The 16,302-nt window shown below is 36.4% G+C and carries 12 protein-coding genes and 2 pseudogenes; 4 read left to right on the forward strand and 10 right to left on the reverse strand.

Annotation, left to right across the window (positions count from 1 at the left end; translation table 11 throughout):
• Nucleotides 1-464: 464 nt before the first annotated feature.
• Genes mqnE through LS64_RS10220 form a run of 3 tightly spaced genes read left to right on the forward strand, consistent with a single transcriptional unit; the run spans nucleotide 465 to nucleotide 2,921 of the window.
• Entirely contained in the window at nucleotides 465-1,652 is a 1,188-nt protein-coding gene (mqnE, locus tag LS64_RS10210) for an aminofutalosine synthase MqnE (RefSeq protein WP_052062703.1), read from the forward strand.
• 42 nt (nucleotides 1,653-1,694) lie between these two features.
• The gene (gene serB / locus LS64_RS10215) at nucleotides 1,695-2,318 is read left to right on the forward strand and encodes a phosphoserine phosphatase SerB (RefSeq protein ID WP_034573761.1); all 624 of its coding nucleotides are present in this window, start codon (nucleotides 1,695-1,697) and stop codon (nucleotides 2,316-2,318) included.
• Nucleotides 2,319-2,363: 45 nt separating this feature from the next.
• Complete coding sequence (locus tag LS64_RS10220) at nucleotides 2,364-2,921, forward strand: hypothetical protein (protein WP_034573763.1); 558 nt, start codon at nucleotides 2,364-2,366, stop codon at nucleotides 2,919-2,921.
• 66 nt (nucleotides 2,922-2,987) lie between these two features.
• On the opposite strand, the gene LS64_RS10225 is transcribed toward LS64_RS10220, so the two are convergent.
• The 10 genes and pseudogenes from LS64_RS10225 to LS64_RS10260 form a co-directional block, all read right to left on the reverse strand.
• A complete protein-coding gene (locus tag LS64_RS10225; protein ID WP_034573766.1) occupies nucleotides 2,988-5,225 on the reverse strand; it encodes an ABC-F family ATP-binding cassette domain-containing protein in 2,238 nt (745 codons plus the stop codon).
• 31 nt (nucleotides 5,226-5,256) lie between these two features.
• Nucleotides 5,257-7,014 carry an ABC transporter ATP-binding protein gene (locus LS64_RS10230; protein ID WP_052062704.1) on the reverse strand — a complete coding sequence of 586 codons (1,758 nt, stop codon included), beginning with the start codon at nucleotides 7,012-7,014 and terminating at the stop codon, nucleotides 5,257-5,259.
• Nucleotides 7,015-7,073: 59 nt separating this feature from the next.
• A complete protein-coding gene (locus tag LS64_RS10235) occupies nucleotides 7,074-8,489 on the reverse strand; it encodes a cytochrome-c peroxidase (RefSeq protein WP_052062705.1) in 1,416 nt (471 codons plus the stop codon).
• A gap of 75 nt (nucleotides 8,490-8,564) precedes the next feature.
• Nucleotides 8,565-9,992 carry an AIR synthase related protein gene (locus LS64_RS13840; protein ID WP_337190600.1) on the reverse strand — a complete coding sequence of 476 codons (1,428 nt, stop codon included), beginning with the start codon at nucleotides 9,990-9,992 and terminating at the stop codon, nucleotides 8,565-8,567.
• Between the two features lie 258 nt (nucleotides 9,993-10,250).
• A pseudogene (locus tag LS64_RS13845) lies at nucleotides 10,251-11,204 on the reverse strand (AIR synthase-related protein); the annotation flags it as partial.
• 222 nt (nucleotides 11,205-11,426) lie between these two features.
• Nucleotides 11,427-11,873: pseudogene (locus LS64_RS13850) on the reverse strand (AIR synthase related protein); the annotation flags it as partial.
• A 38-nt stretch (nucleotides 11,874-11,911) separates the two neighbouring features.
• Entirely contained in the window at nucleotides 11,912-12,118 is a 207-nt protein-coding gene (locus LS64_RS10245; RefSeq protein ID WP_034573769.1) for a hypothetical protein, read from the reverse strand.
• 109 nt (nucleotides 12,119-12,227) lie between these two features.
• Entirely contained in the window at nucleotides 12,228-12,440 is a 213-nt protein-coding gene (locus LS64_RS10250) for a hypothetical protein (RefSeq protein WP_118949298.1), read from the reverse strand.
• 48 nt (nucleotides 12,441-12,488) lie between these two features.
• Complete coding sequence (locus tag LS64_RS10255) at nucleotides 12,489-13,157, reverse strand: tetratricopeptide repeat protein (RefSeq protein WP_052062731.1); 669 nt, start codon at nucleotides 13,155-13,157, stop codon at nucleotides 12,489-12,491.
• A gap of 131 nt (nucleotides 13,158-13,288) precedes the next feature.
• On the reverse strand, nucleotides 13,289-15,289 hold the full coding sequence (locus LS64_RS10260; RefSeq protein ID WP_034573922.1) for a methyl-accepting chemotaxis protein: 2,001 nt from the start codon (nucleotides 15,287-15,289) through the stop codon (nucleotides 13,289-13,291).
• Between the two features lie 377 nt (nucleotides 15,290-15,666).
• On the opposite strand from LS64_RS10260, the gene LS64_RS10265 reads away from it, so the two are divergent.
• Nucleotides 15,667-16,218, forward strand: coding sequence for a PepSY domain-containing protein (locus LS64_RS10265; protein WP_034573924.1), 552 nt, complete (start codon nucleotides 15,667-15,669; stop codon nucleotides 16,216-16,218).
• The last annotated feature ends 84 nt before the right edge of the window (nucleotides 16,219-16,302 follow it).

Here is a 16,302-nt window from a genome sequence, read left to right on the forward strand (position 1 = left end):
TTAAATTTATCGGAAATAATAATATAACTACAGAGATGAGTATTAACAACATACATATCAAGCAATCTAATATAAACTTGCCAAAGCTAAATTTATTCATAATTTATCCTTTTGATTATTAAAGTGCTTGTTAATATATATCATTTTTTCTGTCTATGGTTTGAATAATCGTTAGTGAATAATTATTTTATTAAAATCTTTATGGGATTATTCAATAGTTTCTAAAGTACATAAAACTTCATATATGTTTTTATCAATTAACATAATATACAGCATTATAGGGAATAGTTTTGGATTCCAAGTATTATTGTGATACAGAATCCTTATTTACAATAAAAAATAGATGGAAGGATGAATTGTAGTCATAGCTCAAAAATATTTCATTTCATAAAATCAACAAAACTTAATATAAAATCCAACAAAAACTTATATAATTTCATTTAATTTTAAAAAGGATTTGTGCGATGGATTTACTAGATTCTGTATTAAATGGTAAGATTTTTGAAAATTTTGATATTGCAAACGCCCAAGATAGCGACTTTGAGCGACTTTCTAAAGAGTTAGCCAAACTTTATGATTACGACATTTTTACGCTTGGGGATGCAGCAGATTCTATAAGGCGAAAAATGTATCAAAACAAGGTTTTTTTTAATATGAATCGCCACATAAATCCTACGAATATTTGTGCGGATACATGCAAATTTTGCGCATTTAGCGCTAGTCGTAAGAATCCAAATCCTTATGATATGAGCATTTCGCAAGTCGTTGCTGAGTGCGTGGATGCGTATTCTCGTGGGGCAAAGGAGGTGCATATTGTATCTGCGCATCATCCAGAGCATTCATATTCGCACAATTTGGAGATGTTTAAAGCGATAAAAAAGGCTGTCCCAAAGCTGCATGTAAAGGCGATGGGCGCGGCAGAAATTGATTATTTAACGCGGAAGTTTGAGTTGCCGCTGCAAAAGGTGCTAGATGATTTGGTTGAAAGCGGCGTAGATTCCCTGCCTGGTGGGGGTGCGGAGATTTTCCATCCTAGCGTTAGAAAGAAGCTCTGTCATGGCAAGGCGGACGCGGCGCGCTGGCTAGAAATCCACAAGGCGTGGCATAAAATGGGGCGGATGAGCAATGCTACGATGCTTTTTGGGCATATTGAGGAGCGTTGGCATAGAATCGAGCATATTTTGCGACTTCGTTTTGCGCAGACGTCTTTGGCTGCGGCGAATGCGAAAAGTGGTGGTTTTAACGCGTTTATACCGCTACTTTATCAGCGATACAATAACTTTTTGAAGGCAAAAGATGCGCCCACTGCGCAAGAGATTCTAAAAACGATTAGTATCGCTAGAATCTTGCTAGATAACATCCCGCATATTAAGGCGTATTGGGCGTCTTTGAGCTTTAATCTGGCGATTGTCGCACAAGAATTTGGCAGCGATGATATGGATGGCACGATTGAAAAGGAAAGTATCCAATCCGCCGCGGGCGCGAAAAGTCGCAATGGTGTAAGCAAGAGTGAAATGATAAGCCAAATACAAAACGCAGGTTTTATCCCGGTTGAACGCGATAGTTTGTATAATGAATTGCGTGTTTTTGAGAGCTATGAAGATTCTAAGAGTGAAGATTCTAAGGTGCAAGATAGAATCTTGGCGGTGTGAGATAGGATTTTAGTTTGTTGTATTATTCAAAAAGGAGAGAATATGCTAATAGTTTTTGACTTTGATTCTACGCTGTTAAATGGCGAGAGTATCGATATTTTGGCGAGGCGATATAAGGTTGAGGCGGCGGTGAGCTACATTACAAAGGAGGCGATGGAGGGCAAGCTTGACTTTTTTGAGAGTTTGACTAAGCGCGTGGCGTTTTTGGAGGATATGCCGCTTAGCCTTGTCAAAGAGAGTATTGAGAATGATTTTAAGCTTATGAATGGGGCGATTGAGTGTGTGAAAACGCTGCGAGACCGCGGGCATATCGTGGTTTGTTTTAGTGGCGGCTTTCGCATAATTACCGAGCATTTTAAGGATACGCTTGGGCTAAATGCTACTTTTAGTAACATTTTGCATTGCAAAGATTCTAAGCTCACAGGCAAGGTCGGCGGCGATATGATGTTTGGCGATTCAAAGGGCTATATGATGCAAAATTTGCAGGGCGTGCTAGGGCTTGATAGGACGCAATGTGCGGCAATAGGCGATGGCGCAAATGATATTTCGATGTTTAATCACGCCGATATTCGCATTGCCTTTTGTGCAAAAGAGATTCTAAAAAGCCACGCCACGCATTGCATTGATAAAAAGGATTTAAAAGAGGTGCTAAATATTGTGCCATAAAATTATATTGTTATACTAATTTTTAAAATCTAAAAAGGGGCAAGTATGTTTAGAATCTTTTTTATGTTGGTATTTTTTAGTGGTGTAATATTTGCAAATGCACAGCCAAAGTGCGCTGATAAGGCGACTTTAGATGAGCTAAGAGTGGAGTTTAGCAAAGCGGTGTCAAATGAGTTCGAGGAGGGAATGTATGCAGAAATGCAAGATAGCGAGGTCTCATTCCTTAAAGAGAGTTTTAACACAAAAGAGGGCAAAGCCGTGATAAAATCTAGTGAAAATCTTTTCACAAATGTGAAATTTAATAGAATCTTAACAGAGGGCAATATAGGGCAAAAAGTGCTTTGCAAGGCGACTTTAGCCGACTTTAGTGTATCTAGGGGCACACTTGAGAAAATCTTTATTTTCATAATGATTCAAGCGATGGAATATGAGCAAAAAGGCGCGTCAAAAAATAAAGAAATGCTAGAGGCAGGTAAAAGTATGATGAAGCCCTTTATAGACGAGGCAATGGATAGCCTAAAAGAATTAAAGGGCGAAGATATCCACTACAGCACTCAAAGAAGCGATGATGGCTACATTGTGGTTGAAATCCTTGATAAATAACTTTTTAGATTCTAAAGTTGCTAATTTGATAGTTTTATAGAATTTTTACTTGTTTTATAAATATCTTTATGGGGTAACAGAATCTAACTTCTCACTCAACTCAAAAAAACGCTCCATTTTAGAATCTAGCTCGTTTTTTGCAGATTCTAAATCTTTACTTAGGGCTTGAATGCCGTATTTTTCGTATTCTTTTGGGTTTGATAGTCTTTTTTCTAGCACTTTTATACTAGATTCTAAAATCTCTATTTCTTCTTCCAAATTTTCATATTCTAGCTTTTCTTTATAGCTTAATTTTCTAACTTTATTCTTAGAATCTTGCGAATTTTCTAACTTTTGCTCTTTTTTAAACTCGACTTTAGATTCCAAAATTTCATTTTCCACTTCTTTTAAATCACTTTTTGCACTCAAATATTCACTATATTTTGCATGTGTAATTATACAATTAGATTTTTCATTACTTTCCACCCCATTAGATTCTATAATTAATAACCTTTGAGCCAGCCTATCCACAAAATATCTATCATGACTTACAAAAATTATCGCGCACTCACTGCTATACAAATAATCCTCCAAAATATTCATCGTAGCGATGTCAAGGTCGTTTGTCGGCTCATCTAAAATCAGGCAATCATAGCTTTTGGAAAACAGCAATGCCAAAGCCACACGCGATTTCTCGCCACCACTAAGCATACCGATTTTCTTATCAAGGTCTTCTTTTGGGAATAAAAAGCTCTTCAAATACCCAAAAACATGCATATTTTTCCCACGCACATCGACCCTATCGCCGCCATTTGGGCAAAAAGTCTCAATCAAACTTTTAGAATCTTGCAGTATTTTTTTATGCTGGTCAAAGTAGCCTATCTTAATTTCACCGCATTTATAATTCCCAGAAATGCTAGTATTATAAGAATTTTGTGGCAAAATATTAGAATCTAGGCTTGTTTTTGGCAGATTTACTAGAAATTTTAAAAGACTGCTTTTCCCACCTCCATTTTTACCTACAATTCCTAACTTTTCTCCCTGTAAAATTCTAATATTTAGACTTTTTATAAGATTTTTTTCACCGATATTTAGCGAAAAATTCTCTAGCTCAAAAAGCATTTTTTTGGTGTTTTTTATAGAATCTTTTGGCATTTCACTCATGGTTTTTTCTAGCGTTTGGCTTACATTTCTTAGCAAACTAGGCATTTTTTTTACTTTTTCTCGCAACTGCATTAGCCTTTCTTTGCGTCCTTCATTTCTTTTTCGCCTTGCTGAAATGCCCTGCCTTAGCCACTTTTCTTCAACTTTTAGAATCTTTTTTAAACTCTCGCTTTCTTTTTGCATATTACTTAGCATTAGCTGTTTAGATTCTAAATATGATAAGTATCCACCTTGAAAGTTATGAATTTTAGAATTATCAATCTCAACAATCCGCTCCGCAATATTATCGATAAAATACCTATCATGGCTTATAAACACGATACTTGCGCGCATATTTTTAAGGTAATTTTCCAAAAATTCGACCATCTCAACATCCAAATGGTTTGTTGGCTCATCTAGCAAAATAATATCCGCGCTCTTAATTAGCAAACACGCAAGGGCGACTCGCTTTTGCTCCCCACCACTTAAAATCGCAATTTTTTTATCCAAAAAGTTAGATAAATTGAAACTTTGCGTGATAAAATCAACCTTAGATTCTATATCCCAGCCATCATGCCTATCGATATAATCATTGATTTCGCTATATTCTTTATTTAATAACTTATCATCAATAAAGTTAGGAATATTTGATATTTCTTGCAATCTAGTATGTGCTTTTTGTAAGTTATAAAGACTAGATTCTAAAATTTCTTTGACATTTTTATCAGGTGGAAAATCAATTTTTTGTCCCAAACTTAGAATCTCAATACCATTTTGCACAATTCTCTCTCCAGAATCTTGCATAAAAACATCATTAGATTCTATATTTTTTATAACTTTAGAATCTATTTTATTATATTTTTTAGAATCTTGTGTATTAAAATCGCTAGAATCTATTTTAGATTCTATAAAGTTAGTATTTTTAGAACTTTCACTAGGAAACTCAAAGTTATGATTTTTAGAATTTATAGAATCTAGATTAGAATCTTTAATGCTAGATTCTATAAAGTTATAATTTTTAGAATCTTCTCCTGCAATAATTCTTAAAAGCGTGCTTTTACCACTCCCATTTTTGCCGATAATTGCAATTTTCTCCCCCTTTTCAATATTTAAATTCACGCAATCAAGTATCACATTACTGCCAAAATGCTTACTTACATTCAATAACGATAACAACGCCATTTAAACCCTTAAATACATTATAGAATCTAGCCTATACAATATCCTCATTTCGTATCCTGCCTTTGTTGCGTTCGATTTGATATTGCTCTTGGGTGAAAATATTTAGAATCTCTCCCTCATTTATCTGCACTACGCGACTTGCTAACTCTATCGTGCTTGGGCGGTGGGCTACGATTATTAAGATTCTGTCTTTGCACATTTCTTGCAGAGTGTTTTTTAGTGCCTCTTCTGTTTGCTCATCTAGGGCACTTGTGGCTTCATCTAAAATTAAAATATCTGGGTTTTTATAGATTGCCCTTGCGATTGCAATTCTCTGCCTTTGTCCGCCGCTTAAATTTGTGCCAAATTCATCCAAAATCGTGTTTATTCCATTATCAAGCTGCAAGACAAAATCAAGTGCCTGTGCCTTTTTTAATGCCTCTATTACGCGTTCCTCATCAATTTCTAAACCATAAGCGACATTACTTGCAATGCTTCCTTGAAAGATAAAAATGCGTTGTGTAACGATAGAAATATTCGCACGCAAGCTAACCTGCGTCACATCCTTTATATCAATATCATTGATTAGAATCTTCCCGCTGCTAGGCTCATAAAGTCGTAGTATTAGATTCATTAAAGAGCTTTTGCCACTGCCGCTTTTGCCTATTACAGCGGTCACACTATTTCGCGCAAACTCTAAATTTATATTTTTCAAAGCGGTAAAATCATCATATTTTAACGTTACATCCTGCACTTTTATAGAATCTATGGGCGCTTTTAGCTCAATATTTCCATCTTTTATCTCTGGCTCTCTATCAATTATTTGGCTTAATCTTTCATTTGCAACAAGGGCTGGTTGAATCCCAGCAAAGCTACCATTGATTGATTTTATCGGCTTATACATTAATAGCATCGCAGTTAGTAGGGAGAAAAATTCGCCTGTAGTCATACGATTATGCAGCACCTCAATGCCCCCCACAATAATCACCAACGCCATACCTATCGCGCCAAAAAGCTCCATAAATGGCGAGGTCAGTAGCCCCACACGCGTAGATTTCCTACTTAGGCGAAATAGCTTGTCACTTCTTTCTTTATACGTGTTAAACTCTAGCTTTTCCCCACTACTAGCCTTTATAATCTCAATATTATTTAGAATCTCTAAGGTGCGAGAGCCCATATCCACGCCAACATCAAAGCTTTGATTAGCTAGTTTTCTTAGTTTTCTAGCGATGATTCTAATAGGAATGACAGATAACGGCATAATGCAAAGGGCAATAATTGCCACAATAGAGCCTTGATACACCACAACAGCGCCATACGCAATAGTCGTTAAACACACGCTAGTAAAGCTAATTAAATGCGAAGTAGCAAACATCGCGGCGGTATTAATATCGCCCATCCTAGCTAAGACCTCGCCACTGCGATTGCGATTAAAAAAATCAAGCTCAAAACTTAGAATCTTTTTTAGCATTAGCTGACTTACAAGGCGAGAAGTATTCGCGCGGATATAGTCCATATAGTAGCCTTGAATGTAGCCACCCAAGCCCTTTATAAAAAACACGCCAATTAAAGCAAGTGGCATAGCAAAAAGCATAAGCTCACTTTTAGCATTAAAAACCTTATCAATCAAAGGCTGCACCACCCACGCAGACCCGCCAGAGCCTACAGCTGAAAGCACCATACCGATAACAACCATAGTGTATTGAAACTTGTGCATTTTCACATAAGGGAAAAACCGCTTATACACGAGCTTTATATCTTTTCGAATGTTTAGTTTATCGCTTTCTACTTTTTGGAATGTCCCAGCCATTTCGCGTCCTTAAAATAAATTTTAGATTCTATCACATAAATGTTTGTATTGTGTTGATTTTACAAGGTTTTTAGGAAAGATTCTAAGGCGCTGAGTTCATCTTTGGTGAGATTCAAAGGCTTTATAAGTGGCGTGGTGTGCGGGATTAAAGGGTCGTTTTTATCAATTTCTTTTGGCAAAACAAAGGGAAAGCCCGCATTATACATATTTAGCACGCCAGCTAAATGCGGAAAGATTCCATTGTGCATATAGGGCGCGGACTTTGCGACTTGTATCAAGCTTGGCGTTTTAAATGCGCCGACATCGCTTGGGTCGCGCGTGATTTCATATCGCCCTAAATCCTGCAGTTTGCGACCATAGAAACTAAGCCCGATATTGTGAAACTTGCCATCGCTCAAAGCAGCGCCATAGTGGCAATTCATACAACGTCCGCTTGTGCGAAAAATGTGCAATCCATAGATTTCTTTATCGCTCAAAGCGTTTTTATTTCCTTGCAAAAAGGCGTTGAAACGCGTATTTTTGGGGGTCAAAGTCCGCTCAAAAGTAGCGATTGCTTTTGCAATATTTTCAGCATTTATCAAACTTTTTGCAGTGGATTCTAAGGTTTTATTTAGTGGCATTTTAGGCGTTAAAAAGGGCATAGAATCTATATTTGGATTTTGCATTAAGGTTATTTTTTGCGTGGCTTTTGTGATTACAGATTCTAAGTTTATAGAATCTAAATTTTTGTAGGCTAACTCGCCATTTTTTAAAGTTCTAGATTCTATAACTTTTTTAGAATCTAGCTCAAATAGAGTAGGGTAGTATTTTATGATGTTACTTTTTAACGCGCTATCGCCAAAGGCAAGGATAAAAAACGCGTAATATTGCGGCGTATTTTGCAGGGTTTCCACCATAGAATCTAAATCATTTGCCATCTCTAGCGGGTCTGTAATTGGCATTAGGGCTTGAGATTCTAAGCTATCAGCACGTCCATCCCAAAAAAGTGGCTCAAAAAAGCTGCTAAGGGCGATATTTGGCGAATTGCGTCTGCCTTTAGCGCGATTATGCCCAAAGCTAGTGGATAGCCCATCGCCAAAGGCTAGCTCGGCATTATGGCAACTTGCACACGCGATTTGCTGTGACTTTGAAAGGCGTCTCTCAAAAAATAAAAGCTTTCCTAACGCCGCTTTTTCTTGGCTAAAAGTGTTATCCTTGCTATTTTGCTGAATCTGTGGGCTTTGCGGCAGGGGCTGCATTTCTTGCCATTCTTGTTTGATGCTATCATCGATATTTGGGGCTTCCCATTTGCTAATATCTTGTGAGTAAATTTCGCGGTAATATGCGTAGTTTATTTGCTTTTTAGATTCTGCATTTTGGTTTGATTGTGCGGAATCTTGCGCGTTTAACGCACTTGATAGATAATAAAACCACGCGAATGTTACAAATATTAAAGTTATAAAAATACTAACTTTTTTATGTTTTAGAATCTGCATTATGATAATGTGCCTTAAAATAAATTTTAAAAGTAATTATATCATATTTTATAATTTTTTTTCTATAAAATTAGATTATTTGAATATTTTTGATTCAAAACTATTAAAGTATAAATCGTTAGCATTTTTTAAGCTAAGATTTATATTTCCTATTTTTATGCTTTGTGAAAAATCTCCTAAATTTAAGCCGACTTTGCCTATGCAGTAGCACTCTAAAGATTTTTGGCGCGCGATTTCTTTTATAATTCCTAGATTATGTGGGAAAACTTCGCATACGACTTGAGTGTGATTTTGCGAAAAAAGTGAAATAGATTCTATATTGCTAAAGATTATAAAATCTCTAATAATTTCATTTATTAGAATCTTTTCATTATTTTGCATATTAGATATAGAATTTAAAAGATTATAAGTTATAGAATCTGTAGCTTTAGTTTTATTTAAATTAGTATTAAAAATTGATTGTATAGAATCTATAAAGGTTGAATTTATAGAATCTTTGGAGTTAGGAATTTTAGAACTTTTTTTAGATTCTATATTTTTTTTGCGTTTTGTAGTTTGGCTTTGATTTGAAAGGGTAGAGTAGGGCGATTTGTTTTGTTTTGTGCTAGATATTTCGCTACGCTCAATATGACCAGATTGCATAAAGATTCTATAACTTTCATTTATAAAAATCTCAAATTCTTTTTCATCGAACTTTTGATAGATTCTAGTTATGATATTTTGAATTTGCCTTTTATACAAGTTTAGAATCTTAGAATAATCAGTATTTAAAATTTCTTTTAAATCCACAAACGCAGAAATGGGCTTATTTCCTAAAATCGCCATTTTTGCTAAAGCTATTGCAATGCCGCCCTGTCCTATATCTTTAGCGCTTAGTAATAGCTTAGTTTGCGTGCATTCCTTTAAAAAATCCCATAATTTCAATTCATTTTCTAAATTTAGATTCTGTAATTCACCGCTTAATTTATTATTTAGAATCTCTTGCAAGGTTGAACCGGCTAAATTTAGATTCTGTAAAAAGTTATCTTTTTTAGAATTTTTTACATTAATAAAGCTAGATTTTATATCTTTCCCAACAATGCAAATAAGCGTATTATTTCCTACAAAATGACTAGCAATTGCGTTGCTATAATCTTCCAAAATGCCGACATTTACAATCGTTGGGGTAGGGTAGATTGCGTTATTTCCTGTTTGATTGTAAAGCGAGACATTGCCGCTAATTACAGGCGTTTTTAGGGCTTCACAGGCTTCTTTTATCCCTTCGCAAGATTCTTTAAACTGCCACATTACCTGCGGATTTTCTGGACTGCCAAAGTTTAGACAATCACTTATTGCAAGGGGTTTTGCGCCACTTAATGCGACATTTCGACCACTCATAGCCACCGCGATTCTTGCGCCCTCTCTTGGATTTAGAAAGCAGTATTTTGGGTCGCATTTTACGCTCATTGACAAGGCTTTGGAACTTGCGTAATTTTTAAGGCTAATAATGCTTGCATCGCCCATGCCACCGCCCTTTATCGTGCTTGACTTGATTGTAGAATCATATTGTGAGTAAATCCATTCTTTATCGCAAATATTTAACGAGCTTAAAATATCCTTAAAAATGGCGTTTAGAATCTCTTTATTTTGCAATGCGTTTTGAATTTCTAGTTTTTTTGGAGTTTCGAAATTTGTAACTTTTTTAGAATTTTTGATTTGTTTTTTGTGGATTACCACGTCTAAAGACTTAGATTCTAAATTAGCTAATATTTCAAGTAAAAACTTATTATTTATAGAATCTAATTTATTTATATCAATATCAATTTGTAACTTTTTTATAGAATCTAAATATGCTGGTTTTTCCACAGGTCGATTTAAAATAGGAGCAGATTCTACAATGGGCGCAATGGGTAGCTTTGAAATCACGCTATTTTCCCACATTAAAACCATATCATTAGAATCCACAACTTCGCCGATTACTTCGCACTCTAAGTTATAGAATCTAAATATTTCTTTTATGCGATTTTCGCTCCCCTTTTTAGCGCATATTAGCATTCGCTCTTGGCTCTCGCTTAGCATTAGCTCATAGGCATTCATTCCCTTTTCGCGCATCGGCACTTTATCAAGGTGCAAAATCATACCACTTTTGCTACGAGATGCCATCTCAAAGCTAGAGCTTGTAAGCCCGGCTGCGCCCATATCTTGAATACCTACGATTAGATTTTCAGCAAAGATTTGCAAACAGGCTTCAAGTAGTAATTTTTCAGTAAAAGGGTCGCCGATTTGCACTGCTGGACGTAAATCTTTTGGGTGTTTAGATTCTATATTTTCAGTAACTTTTTTAGAATCTAAGTTAGGATTTTTAGAATTTTGGCTTTTAGATTCTATAACTTTAGAATCTAGATTTTTCGCTTCGTTTAAAATGACGTCGCTTTTTTTAGAATCTTTTTTAGATTCCACGCCTTTAGAATCTCCAAAGCTATCGCTACTCATAACCGCGCCGCCTAGCCCATCTCGCCCACTTTTACTACCTACATAAATAATAAGATTGCCTACACCACTTGCTTTTCCCTTAAAAATTTGCTCGTGTTTGACAATGCCAAGGCTAAACGCATTTACCAAAATGTTGCCATTGTAGCAGGGATTAAAGATTGTTTGACCGCCGATAGTTGGGATTCCCATACAATTACCATAATGAGAAATACCGCTAACAACGCCTTTTAGCAAATGCTTTTGCAAGGATTTTAGTTTGGAAACTTTTTTATGAGATTCTATAATCGAAGAATTTTGCAAGTTATGATTTTTAGAACTTTTTATAGAATCTGCCTGTTTAGATTCTAAATTTTTACCAGCACTAACTTTAGAATTTTTAGAGTTATAAATTTTAGAACTTTTAGAATCTTTTCCCACGCCAAAACTAGCATTATTTTTAGAAGCATTATTTTTAGAAGCATTATTTTTAGAATCTAAAATATCACCAAAACACAAATAATTTAAATTTGCGATAGGATTAGCCCCCATTGTAAAAATATCGCGTAAAATGCCGCCTACACCGGTTGCCGCGCCCGCATTTGGCTCAATGAAACTAGGATGATTATGCGACTCTATTTTAAAAACGGCGGCTAGTTTTTCCCCACGCCCATTACTGCCAACATCAATAATGCCGGCATTTTCCCCCGGACCCTGCAGCACCCACGCCGCATTAGTTGGAAAATCACGCAAATAAATCTTGCTAGACTTATAACTACAATGCTCACTCCACATCGCAGAAAAGATTCCAACATCCACCAGATTTGGCTCTCTGCCTAAGATGTTTTTTATTTTTTCATAATCTTTAAAATCTAATTTGTGTTTTTTCAACACAGATTCTAAACTCTCACTTTTTATTTCAAAATTAGATTCCATACTTTCGCCTTTACATTAATATTAGATTCTATAGAATCTTAACGCCTTTTTAGCATTACTCTTAGCTTTTCATGGCTTATCGCTTCGCCATTTTCTAGCTCTTTCCTTGCCTTTATCCACGCCCTTTTATTTGCTTTTGTAAATTTTGTATCATCAAGTGTTCTAACTTTCACATTTGCTAATCTCGCCATTGCCCTTATTGCTTTAATTAGCTCTTTATTATCTGTTTCTAAACTAACTATCATTTTTTGCCTTTACATTAATGTATAGAATCTAGATTCTATATTTTCGCTTAGCTCATTGCCTAAATGCCCACCCACCACCCCTTTTTGATAAGTGGATAGAATCTAGATTTTACAATCTCGCATACTTTTTCTTAAACTCGCTTAAGCTTATCGCTTCGCCATTTTCTAGCTCTTTTCTCGCCTTTATCCACGCCCTTTTATTCGCCGCTGTGAATGCCGTGTCGCTATTTTTTTTCATTTTCACCTTTGTATTTGTCGCCTTTGCTATCGCCTTTAAAGCCGTGATAAATTCTTTATTATCCGTTTCTATCGTAAATATCATTTTTTTACCCTTTTTTTGTGGATTTATCTTTTTTGTATATTACTTACATCACTTCACACCGATTTCGTTATATTCTCTATATTTATCACAGCCGAATTGATAGCCATAATCGCAGGCTTTGCCGAAGTATTCTTTTGCTTTTTCGTGGTTGCCTTTGACATCGGTGCGGTTTTGGTATAGCACGCCCAAATTGTAGCAACCAAGCGCTTCCTTGCCGCTGCACGCCCTGCCATAGTAGTCATCCTCGTGCTTGAAACTCTGCCGCACGCCCTCGCCATTGCCATACATCACGCCTAGCTCGTAGCAGGACGCGCTATTTTTGAGCTTACAGGATTTTTCATAAAACTCTTTTGCCTTGAAAAAATCGCGCAAATAAAAATAATACGTATCGCCCGCACTCCCGCAGCCACGCACATCGCCCTCCTCGCACAAACGCTCAAAATAATCAATTGCCTCATCATATCGCCCAGCAATCATATAGATAATGCCTATCGTGCTGCATTGCGGTCCATAGCAGTTAATTGCGGAAGCCAAGCCATTTTCAATTAGATAATTGCACGCATTTGCGTTATTTTGCATACAAAAGTTGTAGGTGTATTTCCACTCTTGCTCAGTTAGTGCGCCAAAAAGTGGCTCAACCTGCGGTCGCTGCGTGGTTTGCGCATAAGAAAATAGCGTGAAAATAAGGGCAAAAATATAATATTTTAGATATTTCAAAACGCACTCCTTTTTAATACGAAATGATACACAAATATCGGTATTTTGTCTATTATATTTAAAGCTCTTTGTATTCATTTTTAAAGAATGCAATAGTAAAATTTTACATTTATAAAAGCACAATATACAACCTAAAACTTTTTCTTATTCACATCCTCTAGAATCTTGTTTGCGACAGAATCTACGGCGGTGCTAATGTCTTGGCTGTGGTTTGCTATTTCCACATTTTTTTGCGTGATGGTTTCTAGTTGTGATATGGCTTCGTTTATTTGAGCGATACCTGCGGCTTGTTCCTTAATAGATTCAGCCATATCATTGATACTTTGCACTAAGATATTAGTATTCGCTTCAATTTCGCCAAGTGACTTTTGCGTTCGCTCGGCTAATTTTCGCACTTCATCAGCTACGACTGCAAAGCCACGACCATGTTCGCCAGCACGCGCTGCTTCAATTGCCGCATTTAAGGCTAGTAAATTCGTTTGGTCAGCAATATCGCGGATTATACCGATAACATTTTTAATATCCTCACTTTGCCCTATCACTTCACCAGTCCTGCCACTTACGCTCTGCATAGATGACGTAATTTGCTCTACCGCCGTAGCCGTCTGCTCCAAAGAACTAGCTTGTGTATTTGTAGATTCACTTAACGTTTTTACCGCTTCCTCTAAATCCTTACTTTTAGATTCTAACTCAGTGGCAAAACTAGCGCTCGTTTTAAGCATAGCCCTAATTTCTTTCCCCAAAGTGTTTGTAACCAAATCCACACGCCCGCTTGCATTTTGTATCTCAGTGCTAAAGTCAAGCTTAATATAGCTATCAAACACGCGATTTATCTCATGCAAATCACGCCCGATAGCCGTGCATAGCAGCTCTAGCAGCTCATTTACAGAATCTTTCAAACGATTTAAATTTGGATTACTCCCACTTAAATCAATTCGCTTCGTAGCACTCCCAGCCTTAGCCGCATCGATAGCCTGCAGGGCATTTACCACGAGCGCGTTATCCTGCTCTATATGCTCTTTTGTGCGAGTGATATTGCGATTTATCGCCTCTGCCATATCGCCGATTTCATCCTTGCTAGTGATAGTTACTAATTTTGGCGCTTCTTTACTCTCATAATTTAGATATTTAAAGAATCCTAAAAGTAGATTCTTAATCTGCGTCACAGGCGCAATCGCCCATTTGATAAACACAAAAATCACCGCCGCGCCGATAAGTAGCGAAATGATTGCCACAAGAAGTGAAGAGAATAAATTGTCATTCAAAGCGTCTGTATAGTCGTGCTGCTCGGCAGTTGAGACTATCGTCCAGCCAAAAGGCATTTGTTTATAGTAGCCGATTTTCATATAGCCATTTGAGCTAAGGTAGTCGATTCGCCCTTCTTTACTTTCCTTTAGCTTTGCTTGCAGGGCTTGTTCCACACTTGTTAGCGGTTTATTATCGCCGACATTGATTAGATTCTTATTTTCGTGGCTTACGATTTTACCGGTATCATCGGCGATAAAGGTCGTTAAACTTGGTAGCTGCGGGCGTTTAAAGGCATTCAAACGCTCTTGAAACACCTCCACATCGCTATCAAACGCCACAACGCCCACAAACTTCCCATTTTCCATAAGCGGCGCAGTAGCAGTCGCCACAATCTTGCCATCAGTAGCGCCCCCAACCGCCTTATACACGCTAATGGCAATGTCATTTGAGCCCACACTCTTAGTTTTCACATACCACGGACGCGTGCGTAAATCGGTGCTAAATTTATCCCAGTCATTAAGATTTGTATTATTCCCGCTAGGCATAAGCCCACGTCCATCATCATACACGACAAAAATTAGCGGATAGCCCGTTAGCTGCATCGCCTGATTTAAAAAAGCTCTTTGCGTTAAAATATCATCGCGCGGAATTTGTAGTATGTTTTTAGCAATGGCGTGCAAATGCTCCTTTGCCTCAAGCCCCATGCTGATATTTATCGTGTTATAACTAGCAGCCAACGCCACTTGCTGTATGCCTGTGTAAAGGTCGTTAATTTCAATCGTATTTTTTTTATAATTAAAAAAGCTAACACTTGCAATAATCACCACAAAAATGGCAGTGACGCAAATCACAAGCTTACTACCAAGGGACATATTTTTGAACATAACAGGCTCCTTTTTTATTTTATTTAGAATCTTTTTTATAATCCTATACGAAAAAAATAATAAAGTTGTAATTTTACTTTTTTATTTCTTATTTTTTGCTTATAATTAATATAAAAATTAAAAATTTTGAAAAATCTTTAAATAATATGCTTAATGATAATGCATTTATGCAAAATTCTTATTAAATTTGTATTTAAAAAATCAAAATTTAATATACTAGAGTTACATTAGTAGTAGTTATGTTTTTACTAATTAGTATTCATTATCGTTATTTTATGATATAATTCCGACTTTTATTTGTTGATTTAGACATAAGAAACGCAAGAAAGATTCTAAGAATTATAGAATCTAAATAAGAAGATTCTAAGGAGATTTTGATGTTTAAAAACAAGTCGATGTGGATGAAAGTGCATACCTACCTTAGTTTATTTTTTTTACCTGCCGCGCTCATTTATGCTTTCACAGGCGCGCTTTGGATACTGAATGTGCGCGCTGATGCGGGGGCGAATATCACTGAGTTTCAGGTGCAAGATGTGCAAAAGGGCAAGGAGCAGGAGCTGATTTTAAGCGAGCTAGCCAAACGCGACCTTGAAATCCCTACAAACACGCACCTACGCGAGCAACGTGGCAACCTAACAATGGGCAATATCGCCTATAGCGTGACCTTGCAAAAGGACAAAAATGGCGAGTATAAAATCCGCGTGGTTGAGCGTAGTTTGTATGGAATCTTGCTGCTTATGCACTTAAGTAAGGGCAGTTTTTGGTTTGATATTATTGCGATTGGCTTTGCGTTGTCACTTATTATTTTTTATTTTAGCGGACTTATTATGACTTCTTTTTGCAAAAGAAAAAGAAAACCTGCGTTAATTACATTCTTTGCAGGACTTTTTATCACATCTTTGATGGTTTATTTGAGTGTGGTGATGTAGATTATTTAATATTATAACATTCAAGATTTATGATAATATTATCAACAAAATCTTAAGAAAAACTTACAATTTTTATATCTTTAT

The sequence above is a fragment of the Helicobacter saguini genome, from assembly GCF_000762875.2.
Taxonomy (GTDB): domain Bacteria; phylum Campylobacterota; class Campylobacteria; order Campylobacterales; family Helicobacteraceae; genus Helicobacter_A; species Helicobacter_A saguini.